Origin of the sequence: Streptomyces sp. NPDC096324 (genome assembly GCF_044763015.1) — a bacterium.
GTDB lineage: Bacteria > Actinomycetota > Actinomycetes > Streptomycetales > Streptomycetaceae > Streptomyces.
In genome coordinates this window covers 343645-362904 of record NZ_JBIWFK010000001.1, presented here as the reverse complement: position 1 = coordinate 362904, position 19260 = coordinate 343645, and the positions used below count along the sequence as shown (strand labels likewise).

14 protein-coding genes are annotated in these 19260 nt (G+C 72.7%); 3 read left to right on the top strand and 11 right to left on the bottom strand.

The features are described from left to right. Positions 1-257: 257 nt before the first annotated feature. The 10 genes from ACIQ7M_RS01535 to ACIQ7M_RS01490 all read right to left on the bottom strand — a co-directional run bounded on the left by ACIQ7M_RS01535 (position 258) and on the right by ACIQ7M_RS01490 (position 14731). Complete coding sequence (locus ACIQ7M_RS01535) at positions 258-2234, bottom strand: DUF5107 domain-containing protein (RefSeq protein WP_403638602.1); 1977 nt, start codon at positions 2232-2234, stop codon at positions 258-260. A 77-nt stretch (positions 2235-2311) separates the two neighbouring features. Continuing rightward, positions 2312-2860, bottom strand: a complete 549-nt coding sequence (locus tag ACIQ7M_RS01530) for a GNAT family N-acetyltransferase (RefSeq protein WP_386984571.1) — start codon at positions 2858-2860, stop codon at positions 2312-2314. Between the two features lie 45 nt (positions 2861-2905). Beyond that, positions 2906-3832 carry an LD-carboxypeptidase gene (locus ACIQ7M_RS01525; RefSeq protein ID WP_403639229.1) on the bottom strand — a complete coding sequence of 309 codons (927 nt, stop codon included), beginning with the start codon at positions 3830-3832 and terminating at the stop codon, positions 2906-2908. 87 nt (positions 3833-3919) lie between these two features. Next, positions 3920-5923 (bottom strand): LpqB family beta-propeller domain-containing protein, encoded by a 2004-nt coding sequence (locus tag ACIQ7M_RS01520; RefSeq protein ID WP_403638600.1) that lies wholly within the window; start codon positions 5921-5923, stop codon positions 3920-3922. A gap of 9 nt (positions 5924-5932) precedes the next feature. After that, on the bottom strand, positions 5933-7237 hold the full coding sequence (locus tag ACIQ7M_RS01515) for a M20/M25/M40 family metallo-hydrolase (RefSeq protein ID WP_403638598.1): 1305 nt from the start codon (positions 7235-7237) through the stop codon (positions 5933-5935). Next, entirely contained in the window at positions 7230-8063 is an 834-nt protein-coding gene (locus ACIQ7M_RS01510) for a M55 family metallopeptidase (RefSeq protein ID WP_403638596.1), read from the bottom strand. Before ACIQ7M_RS01510 ends, ACIQ7M_RS01515 begins: the two co-directional genes overlap by 8 nt. Before the next feature lie 74 nt (positions 8064-8137). Continuing rightward, positions 8138-8863: a class I SAM-dependent methyltransferase gene (locus ACIQ7M_RS01505; protein ID WP_403638594.1), complete on the bottom strand. Its 726-nt coding sequence runs from the start codon at positions 8861-8863 to the stop codon at positions 8138-8140. Between the two features lie 171 nt (positions 8864-9034). Then, a complete protein-coding gene (locus ACIQ7M_RS01500) occupies positions 9035-11491 on the bottom strand; it encodes a SpoIIE family protein phosphatase (protein WP_403638592.1) in 2457 nt (818 codons plus the stop codon). Between the two features lie 178 nt (positions 11492-11669). Next, a complete protein-coding gene (locus tag ACIQ7M_RS01495; RefSeq protein WP_403638590.1) occupies positions 11670-14060 on the bottom strand; it encodes an MFS transporter in 2391 nt (796 codons plus the stop codon). 227 nt (positions 14061-14287) lie between these two features. After that, on the bottom strand, positions 14288-14731 hold the full coding sequence (locus ACIQ7M_RS01490; RefSeq protein WP_355764044.1) for an SRPBCC family protein: 444 nt from the start codon (positions 14729-14731) through the stop codon (positions 14288-14290). A 193-nt stretch (positions 14732-14924) separates the two neighbouring features. On the opposite strand from ACIQ7M_RS01490, the gene ACIQ7M_RS01485 reads away from it, so the two are divergent. From ACIQ7M_RS01485 to ACIQ7M_RS01475, 3 genes are all read left to right on the top strand, one after another. Then, positions 14925-15974, top strand: a complete 1050-nt coding sequence (locus ACIQ7M_RS01485) for an Rv2578c family radical SAM protein (protein ID WP_403638588.1) — start codon at positions 14925-14927, stop codon at positions 15972-15974. 207 nt (positions 15975-16181) lie between these two features. Further along, complete coding sequence (locus ACIQ7M_RS01480; protein WP_403638586.1) at positions 16182-17765, top strand: alpha/beta hydrolase; 1584 nt, start codon at positions 16182-16184, stop codon at positions 17763-17765. A gap of 60 nt (positions 17766-17825) precedes the next feature. After that, the gene (locus ACIQ7M_RS01475) at positions 17826-18428 is read left to right on the top strand and encodes a GNAT family N-acetyltransferase (RefSeq protein WP_403638584.1); all 603 of its coding nucleotides are present in this window, start codon (positions 17826-17828) and stop codon (positions 18426-18428) included. Here the strand turns inward: ACIQ7M_RS01475 and ACIQ7M_RS01470 are convergent. Continuing rightward, positions 18425-19009 (bottom strand): adenylosuccinate lyase, encoded by a 585-nt coding sequence (locus tag ACIQ7M_RS01470; RefSeq protein WP_355764054.1) that lies wholly within the window; start codon positions 19007-19009, stop codon positions 18425-18427. The genes ACIQ7M_RS01475 and ACIQ7M_RS01470 overlap by 4 nt on opposite strands. Positions 19010-19260: the final 251 nt, after the last annotated feature.

Here is a 19260-nt window from a genome sequence, read left to right as displayed (position 1 = left end):
ACGGCCGGACCTCGGGGCCGTCGGAGGGGCCTGTGTCCGCGCCGGGGACGTGGGGCGGCCCGACCGGGACCGGCGGGTACGTCAGGCCCGTGCCGCTTGGCGCGCGAGGTCGCCCATGACCCGCCCGGGCAGGGTGCCGGCCGGGTGCCGTGGCGCTCGTCCGCGCCGCTCTCCCGTACCGCGCGACGGCCCCGGGTGCCCCACCCGGCGGTGGGGCACCCGGGGCCGTCGTCACGGGGAATCCGGGGGCGGACGCCTCAGGGCGTGGACGGGGGCCGCATGCGGAAGTCGTAGCGCGCCGGCAGCGGCTCGTCGGCGATCCGGGACCACAGCCGGTCGATGGTCTCCGCCCCTTCCCGCAGGTCGGCGACCTCGAAGCCCGCGTCGAAGATCGCCCGCGCGTCCTCGCGGCGGCCCTCGGCGAGCAGCAGCTCGGCCTCGACGAGGCGGAACCTGCCACGGTCCCTCGTTCCGGAGTGCAGCCGCTCCCACACGGCACGCGCCTGCGCCGGACGGCGGGCCTTCAGCAGCGCCTCGATGGCCTCGCGGCCGAGCGCGGCGGTCACGGCGGTCCACCGTTCCCCGTCGTCGCGCCGCTCCCGGCACAGATCGTCGAAGGCCTCGGCGTAACGGTCGGCGGCCCGCTCGTCGTTGCCGGCCTCCTGGTCGGCGACGGCGAGGCAGCGGAGCAACGGCCAGAGCGACGGGGCGAGTTCGAGGGCCCGCTCCCAGCTCCGTACGGCCTGGGCCACGTCTCCGGCATGCCACTGGGCGACGCCGAGGTGGTACTCGGCGGCCGGGGTGGCGGGTGCCGTCTCCAGCATGTCGCGCCAGTGCGAGGCCACCAGGGTCTCGCCGGGCGGCCCGACGCGCCGGAGCTCGGGGAAGGCGCCGGAGCTCAACAGTTCCCGCCACGGCTCCTGGTCCTCGCCGAGGGTGCTCTCCTCGAACGGCGTCCCGGGCAGTTTGTGGGCGGCGCGCAGCACTTCGAGCGCGCCCCAGCCGGAGCCGACGGCGAGGACCTCGCCGGGCGCGGTGTCGGCGTGCGGCAGCCAGGCGGCGTACGCGGCGTCGACCGCGTCCCGGGACAGGGCGCTGTCCAGCCGGCCCTCGACCTCAGCCCGCGCGGCCTCCCAGTCCGCCCCGTGCGCCGTCTCCGCGCTCACGGACAGCGGCCCGTACGCCTCCAGCCAGGAGACGTCGCTCTCGGCCTCGAGCCGTACGTGTTCGAGCTGGGTACGGGCGAGTCCGGCCTGGATCTCGCAGTACCCGCCGGTCCCCGGCTCGGTGAGCCACTCCTGCCAGCGCCGGCCACCGGGTCCCGAGCCCCAGACGAAGAGCTTGCGCCCGCGCAGGACGTCGGTGGACGTCTGGACCAGGCCCTCGCCCGAGTCGTCGACCGCGGCGATCCAGCGGCGCCGCCCGTCGGGCACCTCGTAGAAGTAGTCGGCGGGGAAGACGCTGTTGAGGGGGTACGTCCGGTCGGTCCCGTCGTACGCCGGCACGGGCACCCGGCGCAGCCGCCGCTCGTAGCCGAAGTGCCAGGCCTCCTCGGCGGGGGCGAGCACCCTGCGCTCCTCGGGGACCGCGATGTTGGACCACCAGTACAGCGGGGCGGGCCTCTCGTGCGGGTTGCGGACGCGGACGCCGACGTACAGGAAGTCGGAGCCGTCCGGCAGCCACAGATCGACCTGGAAGGGGAGGTCGCGCAGGCGTTCCCACTCCCACAGGCGCAGCATCTCACCGCCGTCCGGGGCGGGGACGCGGGCCGCGTGGACGGGTGAGCACGACAGGGTGGTGTGCCCGGTCGCTCCGATGTTCCACTCGATGCCGCCGGAGAACCACGCGCCGTTGAGGGCGAAGCAGGCCGGCTGGAGCACCGGGTTGGTGTAGAGCAGTTCCGTCTCGGTGGGTTTGTGGAAGAGCGAGACGATGCGGCCCCCGTAGCCGGGCAGCACGGTGGCGCGCAGCCGGTCGTTCTCGATCACTATCGTGTCGAGTCCGCGCGGCGTCCTCTCTCGCTCGTACCCGTCGCGTATGCGTTCGGGCAGCACGCTGCGCAGCGGCTCGTACCCGATCTGCCGGGCCATGTCGCCCGGCAGGCCGACGCGGTCGCGGTCGTCGATCTGGTGCATCTCGTCGAGGGTCCGCAGGGGCGGCAGCGGGTTGCTCGGGCCCAGTTCCGCCGAGGGAAGGGCCAGTACGTCACGTCGGATCGTCGTCACGACGACCATGGAACAGGGTGATCGGCCCGCTGACCAGGGTGTCCGCTCATCAGAATCCGGTCAGGATTGCGCAAAGGCGCGGCCGGTCAGCCGGGTTTGACCATCTCCGCGGTGATCGCCCACCGTTCGTGGTCCCGCCAGGCGCCGTCGATGTGGATGAAGGCCGGCGAGAAGCCTTCGAGCCGGAAGCCGCAGGTGCGGGCCAGCGCGATCGACCCCGCGTTGCCGGGCTGCGCGTTGATCTCCAGCCGGTGCAGGCCCATCGCCCCGAAGGCGTACCGCACGACGAGGCCCAGTGCCTCCGTCATGAGCCCGCGCCCGGCGGCGTGCGCGAAGGCGCCGTAGCCGAGGGCACCGCACAGGAAGCCGCCCCGGACGATGTTGTTGATGTTGATGAACCCGGCGATGCCCCCGCCGTCCCGCTCGCAGACGAGGAACCCGGCCTTGGTCGAATCGTCGATGAGCCGGCCGGCGTAGACGGCATAGGAATCGACGTCACCGGGCGGGAAGAGCCAGGGGCGGTGCAGGCTTCTGCTCTCCCTGGCCCGTGCGGTGAACTCCGCGCCGTCCTCGATGGTGAAGGGGCGGATGCCCACACGGGGGCCCTCGGCGAGAAAGCCGACGTTCTCAGGCATCCGGTCACCCTACGCGATCACCGGCGTGGCGGCGGCCTCATCGGGTCAGCGCAGCGCGGGCTCGTCCAGGGTCAGTGTCCCCGCGTCCGCGTCGAGCTCGGCGCGGAGTCCGAACGGCATCGTCAGCGTCCCCTCCGCGTGCCCGAACCCGGCATGCTCGACGACCGGAACGCCGAGTGGGCCGAGCCGGTCGGCGAACACCGCGCGGAGGCTGTCGTACGGGCCGCAGTCCTCCCAGGAGCCGAGTGCGACCCCGGCCACCCCGTCGAGCCAGCCGCCGCGCAGCAGTTGTGTCAGGATCCGGTCCAGCCGGTAGGCCTCCTCGCCGACGTCCTCGATCAGGAGGAGCCCGCCGCGGGCCCCGGCACGGGCGTGCGGGGTGCCGAGCCCGGCGGCCAGCAGGCTGGCGCAGCCGCCGAGCGTGACTCCGCGGGCCTTCCCGGGCACGAGCGGCGCGGCTTCGGCGGAGGCGATGGTCCGCACCGACTCGGGTTCGAAGAGCGTCGCCCGCAGATGCTCCCGCGATCGCTCGTTCTTCAGGAAGCCGAGGGACGACACCATCGGGCCGTGCAGGGTCGCGAGCCCCACCCGTGTGGCGAACGCCTCGTGCAGGGCGGTGATGTCGCTGAAGCCGACGAAGACCTTGGGACCCGCGGCGCGGATGGCGTCCCAGTCGAGGAGGTCGATCATGCGCTGGGCGCCGTAGCCGCCGCGGGCGCACAGCACCGCGGCCACGTCCGGGTCGCACCAGGCCGCCTGGAAGTCGGCGGCCCGGTCCGCGTCCGTCCCCGCCAGGTAGGCGAACTCGGCGTGCCGGTCCAGGACATGGGGCGCCACGACCGGGTCGAGGTCCCAGCCGCGCAGGATGTCGAGGCCGGCTTCGAGCCGTTCCTCGGGGACGGGCCCGCTGGGTGCGACGACCGCCACCCTGGCCCCGGCGGCGAGCCGCGCGGGCCTGGTCAGTGCGGCGATCGGTGCGGTCGTTCGGGTCACTCGTGGGGCTCCAGGTGCTGATGGTTCAGGTGCTGGTGTTCAGGCTGATGGTTCAGGTGCTGGTGTTCAGGTGTCTTGCGCGGCCGGGCCGTCGGCTCGTTTGGACAGCTCCAGGGTGGGGATGCCGGGCGGGTTCAGTCCGAGGACCTGGGCGTACAGGGAGAGTTCCGACTCCAGGGCGCGCACCATCGTCTCCGCGCGACGGAAACCGTGTCCCTCCCCCTCGAAGGCGATGTAGGCGTGCGGGACGCGGCGGCCCTGCTCCTCGACCCTGGCCAGGAAGCGCTCGCACTGCACGGGCGGGCAGACGGCGTCCTCGAGCCCCTGGAGCAGCAGGAAGGGCGCCGTGATCCGGTCGGCGTGCGTGGACGGCGACCGGTCCGTGTACCGGGCGGGCACCTCGGCGATCGGGCCGACGAGCGATTCCAGGTACCGCGACTCGAAGTCGTGGGTCTCCCCCGAGGCCCATTCGCTGAGGTCGACGACGGGATAGAGGATCGTGCCGCAGGCGTAGACGTCGGTGGTGGCCAGTGAGGCGGCCGTGGTCCAGCCGCCCGCGCTGCCGCCGCGGATGGCGAGCCGCCGCCCGTCGGCGGTGCCCTCCTCGGCGAGCGCGAGCGCGACGGCCGCGCAGTCCTCGACGTCGACGACACCCCACTGTTCCCTCAGCAGGTTGCGGTACTCCCGTCCGTGCCCGGTCGATCCGCCGTAGTTGACCTCGGCCACCCCGATGCCCCGGGAGGTGAAGTAGGCGATCTCCAGGTCGAGTACGAGCGCCGACCTGCTGGTGGGGCCGCCGTGGACCCGTACGACGTACGGCGGGAGTTCGTCGGCGTGGCCGACATGGCCGGGGTGGTGCGGCGGGTAGATGTGCGCGTGGACCTCGCGACCGGCGGGGCCGGCGAAGGTGCGGATCTGGGGTTCCGGGTAGTACGCGGGGTCGACCGGGTCGTCGTGCGCGGCGCCGATCACCCGGGCCCGCCCGGTGCGGGCGTCCAGTTCGACGACCTCGTGGGCGCTGCGGGGACTGGCCCCCACGCCGACGACCCTGCTGCCGTGCACGGCGAGCGTGGGCGCGAACTCGGTCCAGGGACCGGCCGCGTCGACGACTTCGCCGGTCTCGGGGTCCAGGATTCCGAGCGCGGTGGAGCCCCGCCCGTGCACGACGGCGACCAGTCCGTCGTCCAGCGGCGCGAACCACCGGAGGCCGATCCTCCAGAGGGGACCGCCGAACTCCTCCTCGCGCGGACAGACGGCGATCGTCTCGCCGTCCGCGCCGAGGCGGTGGAGGTTCCACCAGCCGCTGCGGTCGCTCGCGTAGAGGAGCGTGCCGTCGGCCGCCCAGTCGGCCTGGACGACGGACTCCTCCGGGCCGCCCGCGACGGGTCGCGGAGCGGACAGCGTGCCGTCCTCGGTGACGTCCGCGAGGATCACCTCGGTGCCGTCCCACGGCATCCGCGGGTGGTCCCAGGCCAGCCAGACCGCCTGCCGGCCGTCCGGAGAGAGCCGGGGCCCGGTGACGAACCGGTGCCGCCCGTCGGACAGTTCGCGCACGGCGTCCCGGTCCCGCGCCGCCGATCCGTCGAGCGGCACCGCGACGACGGCCCGGCGCACATCGGTGGGTCCGTCGCCGGTGAACTCCTCCATGACACACCAGACTTCGCCGCGCCCGGGCCACACCTGCGGGTCCACCCACCGCAGTCCGCCCCCCGTCGGCGAGAGCGGAGTCAGCGGGCGCGGTTCGCTCCCGGGTTCCCAGCGGTAGAGACGCTGGTCGGTGAAGTCGACGAACACGATCAGCGGGCCCTCGGCACGCATGCCCCCCGCCCAGGGGCTGCCGCCGTACTCGATGACGCGGCTGCGTACGTTCCACGGGGCCGGGAGGACCGGCTCCTCGGTGCCGTCCGCCGTCCGCCGCACCAGCGTGCGCCGCCCGCCCTCGGCCGGCCGGGGCTCGGTCCACCAGGCCTCGTCGCCGACGAAACCGACGAACTCGGGATGCCCGTCGTGCGCGGCGGCCAGCCTCGCGTCGATCGGCGAGGGCCATGAACCGTATGCCGTGGTCTGCATCTCGTCCCCCTAGGCCGTGCGCAGAAAGCGGTCGAGGACGCGGACGCCGAAGTGGAGCGCGTCGACCGGGACACGCTCGTCGACTCCGTGGAACATCGCCTGGTAGTCGAAGCCCTCCGGGAGTTTGAGCGGCGAGAAGCCGTAGCCGGTGATGCCGAGGCGGGAGAACTGCTTGGCGTCCGTACCGCCGGACATGCAGTAGGGGACGACATGGCCCTCGGGTGCGAACTCCTCGACGGCCGCGCGCATCCGCGCGTACGTCGGTGAGTCCAGCGGCGCCTGGAGCGCCACCTCGTGGTGGTGGAACTCCCACTCCACGTCCGGTCCGGTGAGCCGGTCCATGGTGGTGCGGAACTCGTCCTCGCCACCGGGCAGATAGCGGCCGTCGACGTGGGCGACGGCCTCCCCCGGGATCACGTTGATCTTGTAACCGGCGCTCAGCATCGTCGGGTTGGCGCTGTTGCGGACGGTCGCCTCGACCAGCGCGGCGGCCGGTCCGAGCTTGCTCAGGAGGGCGTCCACGTCGTCCAGGCCGCCGTCCACGCCGTACAGGGCCGCGAGTTCGGTCAGGGCGGCCCGCACGGTCGGGGTGATGCGCAGCGGCCACTCGTGGGCGCCGATACGGGTGACCGCCGCGGCGAGGCGGGTCACCGCGTTGCTCCGGTTCACCTTGGAGCCGTGCCCCGCCCGTCCGCGCGCGGTCAGCTTGAGCCAGCCGGTGCCGCGTTCCCCCGCGGCGATCGGATAGAGCTGCCGTCCGCTGCCGTCGTGGAAGGTGAACGCCCCCGACTCGCTGACGCCCTCCGTACAGCCCTCGAAGAGTCCGGGGTGCTCGTCGGCCAGGAAGCCCGAGCCGTCCTCCGCGCTCGCCTCCTCGTCGGCGGTGAAGGCGATGACCAGGTCACGGCGGGGCCGTACCCCTTCGCGCGCCCAGGACCGGACGACGGAGAGGATCATCGCGTCCATGTTCTTCATGTCGACCGCGCCGCGCCCCCAGACGACGCCGTCGCGGATCTCCCCGGAGAACGGGTGGACACTCCAGTCCTCCGCCTGCGCGGGCACGACGTCCAGGTGGCCGTGGACGAGCATCGCGTCGGCGGACGGGTCGGTGCCCTCCAGCCGGGCCACGACATTCGTACGCCCCTTGGTGCGCTCCAGGAGCGTGGGCTCCAGGCCCGCCTCGGCCAGCCGCGCGGCGGCGTACTCGGCGGCCGGGCGCTCCTGGCAGTCCCCGCCGCCGCGGTTGGTGGTGTCGATCCGGATGAGGTCCGAGGTGAACCGGACGACCTCGTCGAGTGCCCGTTCGTCAGCCATACTGCTCCTCCACCGCGGCCGAGACGATCGTGGTGACCGCCTTGAAGGTCCGAATCCCCTCGTACATCGTGTCGCTGGTGTACGCGATCTTCCGCTCACCGACACGGCCGACGCCCGGGACGACGGTGGCGGCCATGGCCAGATGCTCGGCGTCGAACTCCAGGGCGATCGTGAACGGCCCGCCGGCGACCGGCTCGTGCCGCACCGCCAGGGCGGCCGCCTCCTTGGCCGCGGCCCGGATGTCCGCGGAGGTCCTGGCCGGTGTGCGGCACACCGCCGCGTACCGCGAGACGTGGTCCTTGACGGCGACCTTCAGCGCCTCGGGCGCGTACCCCAGGGCGTCCTCGCAGGCCACGTCGTCGCCGGTGACCAGCACGACCGGCACGCCGTACTCGGCGACGACATGCGCGTTGAGCAGTCCCTCACTGGCCCGTACGTCGTCGAGCCACACGCCGGTGATGGAGTTCGCCAGATAGGTGTGGGCGAGGACGCCCTCCATGCCCGCGCCCGCGTGGTAGCCGACGAACGCGATGCCGTCCACGTCCCCGTGCTGCACGCCCTCCACCATGGACAGCGACTTGTGCCGCCCGGTGAGCATCTCCGCTCTCTCGTCGAGCCGCTCCAGCAGCAGGTTCCGCATGGTCCAGTGGGCTTCGTTGATCAGCACCTCGTCGGCGCCGCCGTCGAGGAAGCCGAGCACCGCGGCGTTCACGTCCGAGGTGAACAGCTCGCGGCACCGCTCCCACTGCGGCGTCCCCGGCAACACGTCGGCCGGCCAGGTCACACCTGTGGCGCCTTCCATGTCGGCGCTGATGAGGATCTTCATGCCGAAACCGTACGCGCTTCGGCCCGGACCCGGCAGAGCCTGTGGACAACTCCCGCCGGTCCAGGCCGCGCGTGTCACCCGGCGCGTCCGGCCACCAGCCACCGCGACGGGAGTTCGATGAGGGTGCCGTCGGGCGTGTGCTCGGTCGTGAAGAGCGGGAGCTCACCGCTCGCGAGGACCGTGAGGCCGGCCTGGCGCAGATGCTCGGGGACCGCCGCGTCCTCGACCGCGCCCGGGGCGATGCCGTGCCGGAACACCGGGGCCAGCTTGGCCGGAGGGCCGTCCGGGCTCTGCGCGAGGGAGCGCAGGATCGGACCGGCGGCCTCGGCGAGCTCGACCAGGAAGACCCGGCCCCGGTCGCCCGCGAGGGTGGCCAGACCGTCGGCCAGCGGCTGTCGGTCCTCGGGCTCCGACTGGTGGAGCACACCCCGCATGTAGACGTTGGCGTCACCGAGCTCCGCGTGCAGCGCCTCGGTCTCGGTCTTGTCCGCCGCGTCGAGCAGGCGGTACCTGGCCCGGCCCGCCGGATCCGCTCCGCGGGCGTGGTCGAGCGCCGCGGACACGAGGTCGGTGCCGACGACCTGCGGGAACCGGTCGGACAGGAAGCGGGTCTGGGTGCCGTTGCCGCAGCCGAGGTCCACCAGCGGCAGGTCCGGCGCCGTCAGGTGCGGCTCGAAGTGGGCGAGGTGGACCGCGGCCGTGAGCGCCGGCTCGGCGTCCCAGAGGACCCCGCCCTGTCCGCCGGGGGCCTCGCGCCAGAAGCCCTCCCAGGCTCCCCTGTACCGACTGCTCACGCTCATGCCCGCTCCCGGGGTCGCGACCGCGCCCGCCGGGACCCGGCGGGCCTGATCGGTCTACCGCGCCGAGCGGACGCCGACAAGCCGCCGGCGCATTCCTTCACCGCTCATTCGAACCCCGTCCCCCTTCACCCACCGGAGCCGCTCCGGTGTGCGGGACGCGCCGCGAACGGATCACCCGCGCGGGAGCGTCAGTTCGAACCACACGGTCTTGCCCGCGCCGGTGCGGCTGGCTCCCCACTCGCGGGACAGCGCGCTGACGAGCCGCAGTCCGCGTCCGAACTCGTCGCCCGGACCCGCGCTGAGCAGGATCGGGAGCGTGTGGTCGTCGTCGTCCACCTCGCACAGCAGGGTGTCGCCGCGAACGAGCCGCAGCTCGATCCCGCGGCCGTGCGCGTGCCGTACGGCGTTGGTGACGAGCTCGCCGACCATCAGCTCGGCGTTGTCGGCGAGACCCGTCAGGCCCCACGCGTGAAGCTGTTCCCGGACGACGGCGCGCGCTCGGCCGGCCTCCGCCGGGTCGAGCGCGAGGCGCCATGCGGCGACGGCCTCGGGCCCGATGCCGTTGAGCCGGGCCATCAGCAGGGCGACGTCGTCCTTGCGCCCGCCTCGCGTGTTGAGGGCGCGGATGATGGTGTCGCAGGCCTGGTCCATGGAGGCGGCCGGGTGGGCGGCGGATTCGCAGAGGGTGGCGAGGCCGACACCGATGTCCTCGCCGCGCACCTCGACCAGTCCGTCGGTGCACATCACGAGCCGGTCCCCGGGCTCCACCCGTACCCGGACCGCTTCGAAGGGCACTCCGCCGACGCCGATGGGCGCTCCGGTCGGCAGGTCGAGCAGCTCGCTGCGGCCGTCCGCGGCGCGGACCAGGACCGGCGGGATGTGGCCCGCGTTGGCGAGGTGCAGCATTCCGGCGATCGGGTCGTAGACGGCGTACAGGCAGGTCGCGAGGTAGGTGTCGCCCAGGCGCTGGGCGAGGTCGTCGAGGTTGCGCAGGAGCTGGGCGGGCGGTAGGTCGAGCGCGGCCATGGTCTGTACGGCGGTGCGTAATTGGCCCATCATCGCGGCGGAGTTGAGGCCGTGGCCCATGACGTCCCCGACGACCAGGGCGGTGCGCGCGCCGGGCAGCTTCACCGAGTCGAACCAGTCGCCGCCGACGCGCCCGAGGAGCGTTCCCGGCAGATAGCGGGTGGCGATGTCGCAGCCGGCCATGCGGGGTTCGATGGTCGGCAGCATGCTGTCCTGGAGGGTCTCGGCGACGCTCTCCTGATAGGTGTACATGCGCGCGTTGTCGAGCACCAGGCCCGCGCGGGCGGCCAGTTCGGCGCCGGTGACCCGGTCCATGTCGTTGAACTCGACGCGCTCGGGATGCCGCAGCAGGATCATGAACCCGAGCACCACCTGCCGGGCCTTGAGGGGCACGACCAGCATGGAACGGTTGGTGATGAGCGGCCTGATGTCGCGCTTCTCGAACTGCGCGGCGATCATGTGCCCCATCCGCTCGCTGATGCGCGGCACGAGGACGGGCTCGCCGGTGGTCATGCACTGGAAGAAGGGTGTGTGCGCCGGGAAGGGCATGGCCTCGCCGACCGGCACGACGTCGTCCCAGCGGCCCGGCTCGTCCGTGTGCTCCAGGGCGACCCGGTGCCACAGGGTGGTCGTGTCGGGGACGCCTTCGGGGAAGCCCTCACCGGCGACGACCTGTTCGCGCAGATAGGTGCCGGCCACGTCCGTGAAGCGCGGCACGACGGCCCGGCTGACCTCCACGATCGTCCGCGACAGGTCGAGGGAGGTGCCGATGCGTCCGCTGACCTCGTTCAGGAACTCCAGGCGCTCCCGCACCGCCACGTACTCGAGTTCCTCGCCCTCGTCGTCCGGGAGGTCCTGCGGCGGGTGCGCTCCGAAGGCGGCGGCCCGGACGGCCCGCTCGCGGCGCGCCCTGCGTTCCGCGCGCCGGGGCACGCCCCAGTCGGGGGTGACGGGCACCCGGTCGTTCTGGCTGAACTCCAGGACGGGATAGCCCAGTTCCAGCACCTGCGAGACGATGCGGGCGCTTTCGCCGACGCTCATGCTGGGCAGGATGTCGGGGAGCCGACGGGCCAGTTCCTCGGCGCCGGGGAAGTCGGTGTGCAGCGCGAAGCCGGGTGCGATGCGCTCGAACGAGACGTCGTCGTCCTCGTGCCGCATCGCGGCCGCGTCGGCGGCGAGCACGAGCAGCCGCTCCGGGCCGGGGCCCACCAGCGGGTAGGCCCACCACAGGACGTCGATCCGCTCGGGACCGGCCGCGCTGAGCCGGGCGCGTCCGGCGGCGGGATAGGAGAGGTGTCCGTCCAGGGAGGACTCCAGGCCGGGCCCGAGTCCGTCGTACGTGGCACGACTGCCGAAGGGGGTCGCGCCCGCGTCGTCGGGGAGCGCCCCGGAGACCGGGAGCAGGTCCACCGCATGACGGCCCAGCGCTTCCTCCTTGGGTGCGCCGAACAGACGCCGTGCGCCGCTGCTCCAGTGCGAGACGAGTCCGTCGCGGTCCACGACCACCACGGCCAGCGGGATGCGACCGGCGTCGGCGTGCTCCGGCGCGCCGTTCCCAGCTCCGGGGCTGGGAGCCGCGCCCGATTCGGTGCCACGGTCCATGGCCCAGGCCCTCTCTCCCCACGGCTCCGCAAGATCTGTGCCGCCTCGACCACCGTACGGCGGCGGCCCGTCGCGATGTGCGGCAACGCGGGAATTGGCGCCGAGAGGGGCGGTTCCGGCGCGCGGTGTGTCCGCCCGGGCGCCTGTCGGGTCCGGTCGGCACGTGGGTACGCGCGCGTCAGTCCTCGTGTCCCACCTGCAGGTCGTGCTCCGTGCGGCCGCCTCCGGCGACCTGGAGCACGGTGGCGACGGGCGGGTAGCCGGCGGCGATGACGGTGTACTCGCCGGACGACAGGTCGATGAACCGGAACGTCCCGTCCGGGCCGGTGGTGAGGGTGTCGACCACGTTGCCCGCGGCGTCCAGCAGGGTCACGCGCGCGTCCTCCACGGGCCGTCCGCCGCCCGCCCGGACGGTGCCGCGCAGCACGGCGCCACCGGAGAGTTCGACGTCCTGGCGGGTCTCGCGGGCCGCGTGGACGGTCACCGGGAGGGCGGCGGGGCGGAACGCGGGCGCGCCGGCGGCGAGGGTGTACTCGCCGGCCACCAGTTCCGTGATGACGTAGCCGCCCTCGCGTCCGCTGCGAGTGGTGGCGACCACCTCGCCGTGGGCGTTGGTGAGGGTGACGGTGGCCTCCCGCACGGGGGTGCCGTCCGCGGTCACAACGCTGCCGGTGAGCCGTCCGGCGCCGCCCAGCACGACGTCGAGCTCGACCGGCCGTTCGCCGACCGTGACCGAGACGGCCTGCGGCTGGTGGCCCCCGGCCGCGGCGATCAGCACGTACGAGCCCGCCCCGGGCGTGGACAGCGCGTACCGGCCGTCCTCCGCGCTGGCGCCCCGGCCGATCTGCTGTCCGCCGATGTCGATGAGGGTGAGCGCGGCCCGCGCAACGGCGGTGCCGTCGGGGTGCTGCACCGTGCCGCAGACGGGGAGCCCGGCGGCGTACCCCGAACGCGCCTGGGGAATCCGGTCGTTCGTCCGCGCGGCAGCCGGGTCTGCGGTGGATGCGTTGTGGGACACCAGCGGTTTCTCCTTGAGGAAGAAGGCGATGAGCAGTCCGAGGACGAGTACCGGCACGAGATAGAGGAAGATCCTCGGCATGGCCTCGACGTAGGCGCCGATGTACGGGGCGCGCAGGGCGGCGGGCATCGCGTGGACGAGCTGCGGGGTGATGGACTCGGGGTCCGGGGCCGCCCTCCCCGCGTGCGCGGGGAGGCGGTCGGCGAGCGCGTCGGCCAGCCGGGCGGCGAAGAGCGTGCCGAAGACCGCGGCGCCGACGCTGCCGCCGATCTGGCGGAAGTAGGTGTTTGCGCTGGTGGCGATGCCCAGGTCGGCGGGCCGTACGGAGTTCTGCACGGCGACCACGAGCACGGGCATCACCATGCCGATGCCGACGCCGAGGACCGCCATCCAGAGGCTGTACTGCGGCCGGGGCGTGTCGGCGTCGAGGCGGGAGAGCAGCCACATGCCGACGGCCGAGAGGGCACAGCCGAGGACCGGGAAGACCTTGTGGCGGCCGGTACGGCTGACGATCTGCCCGGAGACGACGGAGGCGACGACGATGCCGCCCATCATGGGGAGCATCAGGAGCCCGGACTCCGTGGCGCCTGCGCCGTGCGCCATCTGCAGGAAGGTGGGGAGATAGCCGGCGGCTCCGAAGAGCGCGGCTCCGACGACCAGGCCGACGAGCGCGGTGACGTTGAAGACGGGGTCCCTGAACAGCCGGAGCGGGATGAGGGGTTCGACCGCGAACCGCTCGACGACGAGGAAGAGCGCCGTCGCCGCGACCGCGCCCGCCGCGAGCGCGAGGACGGTCCATGAGCTCCATGCGTAGGCGGTGCCGCCCCAACCAGTCAGCAGGACCAGGCAGGTGGAGGCGGCGGCGAGGAGCAGGATGCCGAGGACGTCGACACGTCCTCGGACGGCGGGCTTCGGCAGTTTCAGGACGACGGTGACGACGGCCAGGGTGAGCAGCCCGAAGGGCACGTTGACGTAGAAGCACCACCGCCAGGACAGATGGTCGGTGAAAAAGCCGCCGAGCAGGGGGCCGGCGACCGAGGCGAGCCCGAACGCCGCGCCGATCAGCCCCATGAACCGGCCGCGGCGGAGCGGCGGCACGATGTCCGCGATGATCGCCTGCACGCCGATCATGAGTCCGCCGGCGCCGACGCCCTGGACCGCGCGGAAGGCGATCAACTGGTCCATGGTCCGCGCCCGTCCGGCGAGCGCGGAGCCGACGACGAAGACGGCGATGGCGAACTGGAAGACGCCTTTGCGGCCGTAGAGGTCGCCGAGCTTGCCGTAGACGGGGAGTCCGACGGTGGAGGTGAGCAGGTAGGCGGTGATCGCCCAGGACATCCTGTCGAGGCCGTGCAGTTCTCCGACGATCCTCGGGAGCGCGGTGGCCACGATCATCTGCTCGAGCGCGGCGAGGAGCAGGGCCGGGATCAGTCCGCAGAAGATCAGCCGCACCTGTCGCGGGGTCGGCCCGAGGGGTTCGGCGGCCGGCGGGGCGGGGTGGCGCGCGGGTGCGAGGGCCGGTTCGTCCCGCACCGGAGTGATCCCGCCCACGTGTCCGCTCCCCTCGTCGCGCCCGCCGCGCAATTGCCGCCAATCGCGACAACTTCCGGCAGGCGTGACGAGTTACGGCACAGCGTCGGGCGGGAGGGAGATCCACCCGAAACGGTGAGGGCACAACACGCTTTCGGGAACGGCCTCTTGGCGGCCACGACCGTCAAGTCGCCGCCCGGGGGCCGCACCTGAGCCTCCGGGAACCGCCGGCCCCCGGAGGAGGGGGCTCACTTCTCGGTGTGCGCCGCGAGGTTGGCGAGCAGGGTGTCGTAGATGCGGCCGAGGCCCTTGGGCGCGAAGGTCCGCTCGAAGAAGCCGCCGATGCCGCCCGCGCCGTTCCAGACGCTGGTGACCACGACGCGCGACTTCCCCTCACCGGCCGGGGTGACCCGCCAGGTGGTGACCATGGAGGAGTTGCGGTCCTTCTCGACGAGCTCGCCGTCGGTGGGCTCGCCCACCTCCAGCAGGCAGTCACGGACCCGCTTGCTCGTGGCCTGGAGCTTCCAGTGCACGAGGGTGCCCGCGCCGTCGCCGCCCTCGCGCACCTCGTACTCGCTGAAGTGCTCGGACAGCAGCTTCGGCCGCGTGCCGCTGTAGTCGGCCAGGGCGTCGAACACCGCCTCCGCGTCCGCCGCGATGACCCGCTCCGTCGTGGCCTCGACCTGCGCCATGGCACTTCCTCCAGCACTTGGTTCCCGGGATGTACGGCCAGCCAACCACCCGGCGCCCCGGCCGCCCAAATCGGGGTGCCCGTGGGCGCGCGCGGAGCTTTCCGGGAATCGCGCGAAGGCGAGTCGGGAATCAGGTCGCACGATCAAGGGAACATGTGTTCTATTCTCTGTCCAGTACTAGCTAGGAGGCGCCATGCGCTGGGAGAACCTGACAGCGGACCCCGCCGGGGGCCCCGCCCGGGACGCCGCCCTGTTCGGCGCGGACGCGGTCACGACGAGGACGTTCGACACACCGGAGTTCCGGGGGATCACGTTCCACGAGATCCGGGCGCGGTCGATCGTGAACCGGGTACCGGGGGCCTCCCGGATGCCGTTCGAGTGGACGGTCAACCCCTATCGCGGCTGCTCACACGCCTGCGTCTACTGCTTCGCCCGCAAGACGCACAGCTATCTGGACCTCGACACCGGCCTCGGCTTCGACTCGCAGATCGTGGTGAAGGTCAACGCTCCGGAGCTGCTGCGCCGCCAGTTGGCCTCGCGCCGCTGGCTCGGCGAGCACATCGCCATGGGCACCAACGTCGACTGCTACCAGCGCGCCGAGGGCCGCTACCGGCTCATGCCGGGCATCATCGCGGCCCTGCGCGACCACGCGAACCCCTTCTCGATCCTGACGAAGGGCACGCTCATCCTGCGCGACCTCGACCTGCTGAAGCAGGCCTCCGAGGTCACCGACGTCGGGATCTCGGTCTCCGTGGGCTTCACCGACGGCGAGCTGTGGCGCACCGTGGAGCCGGGCACCCCGGCCCCCGAGCGCCGCCTGGACGTCGTCCGGACCCTGACGGACCACGGCATCGGCTGCGGTGTCCTCATGGCCCCCGTGATCCCCTTCCTGGGCGACCACCCCGCCCAGCTCCGCGCCACCGTACGGGCCGTCGCCGCCTCGGGAGCCACCTCGGTGACCCCCCTGGTGCTGCATCTGCGGCCCGGCGCGCGCGAGTGGTTCATGGCCTGGCTGGAGCACCACCACCCCCACCTCGTACGGCGTTACGAGCGGCTGTACGCGGAGGGCGCGTACGCCCCGAAGTGGTACCAGCGCCGGATCACCCGTCAGGTCCACGAGCTGGCGCAGGAGTACGGCATCGGCCCCGCGCGGGCGGGAATGCCGCGCCGGATCTCCCCGCCCGAGCCCGTGGACGCACCGGCTCCCGCCGTCCCGGAACCGACGCAGTTGACGTTGCTCTGAAGGCGGATGACGACCCGTCACGACGGCCTGTCGCGCGCGACCCGTTCGCCGAGGCCGCGGGTGAGGCACGTGACGGCATCCGAGCGCATCGGGCCATCCAATCGGGTCGAGTCTCGCCGGAACACGTTCTTCCAGGACCGCCGCCCGGCACGATACGGCGAAGGCCGTGGCGTGCACGGCTCAGATTCCTCCGTCCTGGGAGGCCTTGTGAAGAAACACGCAGCCGCGCTGTGCGGGGCGGCCGTCGTGCTGGCCGGGATGATCACGTCGATCCCCGCCGACGCGAGCACCGGCCCCGCCGCCGCACCGCCCACCACCCGGACCGCCGGACCCGTCTGGAAGAAGTGCGGCACCAGCAACTATCCGACGCTCCAGTGCGCGTCCGTGAAGGTGCCGCTGGACCACTCGAACCCCTACAGCGAGCGGATCACCCTCGCCCTGTCCCGCGTCCCGCACACCGCCAAGACGTACCAGGGACCGCTGCTGGTGAACCCGGGCGGTCCCGGCGGCAGCGGACTGACCCTGGCCGGTTTCGTCGCCTCCGCGCTGCCCGAGGCCGTGGCGGCGCAGTACGACGTCATCGGCTTCGACCCGCGCGGTGTCGGCAAGAGCAAGCCGGCGCTGGACTGCGAGCCGGGGCACTTCAAGCCCGTGCGCCCCGACACCGTCCCGAGCACCAGGGCCATCGAGAAGGCCAACCTCGCCCGCGCGAGGAACTTCGCCGCGGCGTGCGCCAAGAAGTACGAGAACCTGCTGCCGTACCTCGACACGGTGAGCGCGGTCCGCGACATGGACGCGATCCGGGCCGCCCTCGGCGCCAAGAAGATCAACTACTTCGGCTACTCGTACGGCACCTATCTGGGAGCCGTGTACGCCAAGCTCTACCCCCAGCGGGTGCGCAGGCTGGTCCTCGACTCCATCGTCGACCCCACCGGGGTCTGGTACGACGACAACATCGGCCAGGACTACGCCTTCAACGACCGGCACCTCGCGTTCCTGGCGTGGGTCGCCAAGAACGACGCGGCCTACAAGCTCGGCAGCGACCCGGCCGCGGTCGAGGCCAAGTGGTACGCGATGCGCGCGGCGCTCGCCAAGGCCCCCGCCCAGAACAAGGTGGGCGCCTCCGAGCTGGAGGACACCTTCATCCCGGGCGGCTACTACAACGGCTACTGGCCCTACCTCGCCGAGGCGTTCGCGTCCTACGTGAACGACAAGAAGTCGGACGCGCTCGTCGAGGCGTACGAGAACTTCGGCGCCGTCGACGCCTCGGGCGACAACGGCTACAGCGTCTACACGGCGGTCCAGTGCCGTGACGCGTCCTGGCCGCGCGACTGGAGCCAGTGGCGCGAGGACAACTGGGCGGTGTACGACAAGGCGCCGTTCATGACCTGGAACAACGCCTGGTACAACGCGCCGTGCGCGTTCTGGTCCACGGACTCGCTCCGGCCGGTGGACATCTCCAACCGCAAGCTGCCTCCGACGCTGCTGTTCCAGGCGACCGACGACGCGGCCACTCCCTACGAGGGAGGGGTGACCGTCCATCACCAGTTGCGCGGCTCCAGCCTCGTGGTCGAGCAGGGCGGCGGCAACCACGGCATCACCCTGAGCGGCAACACCTGTCTCGACAAGTACCTCGCCGCCTACCTGACCGACGGCAAGGTGCCGCACGGCAGCGGCGAGGCCGACGCGGTGTGTGAGGCACTGCCCGATCCGAAGCCGCTGACCGCGAAGGCCGCGTCCTCCTCGTCGCAGGGCTCGACGCTGCACGGACTGCTCGGCTACCGGGGCTGAACCTCCCCCGCCCGCAAGCCCGTCGGGGGCGCTGTCGGACCCATGGTCCACGATGGACCCATGAACGAGCCGACGACCGCCTCCGCCCCCGACGGGCCGCGGGTCCGTGAGATGACCCTCGCCGACTGCGCGCGCGTGGCCGAGATCCGGGTGCGCGGCTGGCAGAACGCGTACAAGGGCCTGATGCCGCAGTCGTACCTGGACGGACTCAGCGTGGCCGAGGACGCGGCGCGCCGGCGCGACCGCCTCCGACGGGGCGACGGGTCCGTCGTGAACCTGGTCGCGGAGCGTGCCGGATCCGTGGTCGGCTGGGCCTGCCACGGCCCGCACCGGGACGACGAAGTCCGTTCCAGGGACGTCGAGTTGTACGCCATCTATGTACACCCGGACGTGCTGGGCCAGGGGATCGGGCAGGCCCTGCTGCGGGAGTCGGTGGACCGCTGCGCGGCGGCCGGGCACGAGCGCATGCTGCTGTGGGTCCTCAAGGAGAACGCCCCGGCCCGCCGCTTCTACGAGAGAGCCGGCTTCGGCCCCGACGGCGCCGAGGAGCCCTTCGAGGCGGCCGGGGTCGCGGTGCCCGAGGTGCGCTACGCCCGCGTGCTGACCGCCGCCGGCCCTGCCCCGGCACACGCACCGGCGGAGTCCGTCCCCGACGGTTCCTAGAACCGGCCCTCGGGCAGCCGGGCCAGCGCGCGCACGGCCGTCTCCGCGAGCGCCGGGTGGGCCAGCGCCTCGTTCAGGACCCGTCTGGCGCGCGCGTCGCCCAGGACGCCCAGCCCCTCCGCGCACGCGAGCGCGACCTTGCGGTAGGGGTCGTGCGGGCGCAGCCTGCGCTCCAGGGTGGTGATCAGCGCGGGTACGGCCTCGGGCGCGCGCAGTTCGACCAGGAGCCGCACCGGCTGGAGTGCGTACGCGACCCGCAGCTCGTTGGTGGCGAGCGCCGCGGCGGCGCGGGCGGTGCGCGGGTCGCCGAGCCGGGCCAGGGCGCGGGCGGCGGACGCGCAGCGGTGCGGATCCCGGTGGTTGAGCAGCAGGACGAGTGCTTCGAAGGCCCGCCGGTCCCCTGCCGTACCGAGCCGGAAGGCGACCAACTCCCGCGCCCAGAGCGGCTGTCCCGGCTCGGTCAGCGCCGCCGCGAGTATCTCGGGGTCCTCCGTCCCCACCAGACGTTCGTACGCCGCCGAGGCACCGGACCCGGCCTCGGTCCGCAGACGCTCCGTGAGCGATCGCAACGCTTCGTCCATGGGCCGAGCTTAGGCAAGCACATGAGCTGCGGGGACGTACATCACAAAGTCGGGGGCTGGCGCGCTCGTTACCGGCGGGTTAAGCTCAGACGAGCGAGTTACCCACTCGTGTCTCACCTCTCGGTGGCCTGGTGACGCAGCCACCGTGAGAGCAGTCGGTTCGGTACTTCAGGTACCTCTCAGTACGACATGGCTCCGGGACAGGGCCGGTCGGCTTTCACCGCCCATGGGCGCCCGTTCGACGGCGCCCC

Bases quoted from the DNA above. Each gene is read 5' to 3' on its own strand.
- ACIQ7M_RS01500 (WP_403638592.1), bottom strand. From the start codon at position 11,491: ATGGACCGTGGCACCGAATCGGGCGCGGCTCCCAGCCCCGGAGCTGGG.
- ACIQ7M_RS01505 (WP_403638594.1), bottom strand. From the start codon at position 8,863: ATGAGCGTGAGCAGTCGGTACAGGGGAGCCTGGGAGGGCTTCTGGCGC.
- ACIQ7M_RS01510 (WP_403638596.1), bottom strand. From the start codon at position 8,063: ATGAAGATCCTCATCAGCGCCGACATGGAAGGCGCCACAGGTGTGACC.
- ACIQ7M_RS01520 (WP_403638600.1), bottom strand. From the start codon at position 5,923: ATGCAGACCACGGCATACGGTTCATGGCCCTCGCCGATCGACGCGAGG.
- ACIQ7M_RS01530 (WP_386984571.1), bottom strand. From the start codon at position 2,860: ATGCCTGAGAACGTCGGCTTTCTCGCCGAGGGCCCCCGTGTGGGCATC.
- ACIQ7M_RS01485 (WP_403638588.1), top strand. From the start codon at position 14,925: ATGCGCTGGGAGAACCTGACAGCGGACCCCGCCGGGGGCCCCGCCCGG.
- ACIQ7M_RS01535 (WP_403638602.1), bottom strand. From the start codon at position 2,234: ATGGTCGTCGTGACGACGATCCGACGTGACGTACTGGCCCTTCCCTCG.
- ACIQ7M_RS01490 (WP_355764044.1), bottom strand. From the start codon at position 14,731: ATGGCGCAGGTCGAGGCCACGACGGAGCGGGTCATCGCGGCGGACGCG.
- ACIQ7M_RS01475 (WP_403638584.1), top strand. From the start codon at position 17,826: ATGAACGAGCCGACGACCGCCTCCGCCCCCGACGGGCCGCGGGTCCGT.
- ACIQ7M_RS01515 (WP_403638598.1), bottom strand. From the start codon at position 7,237: ATGGCTGACGAACGGGCACTCGACGAGGTCGTCCGGTTCACCTCGGAC.
- ACIQ7M_RS01470 (WP_355764054.1), bottom strand. From the start codon at position 19,009: ATGGACGAAGCGTTGCGATCGCTCACGGAGCGTCTGCGGACCGAGGCC.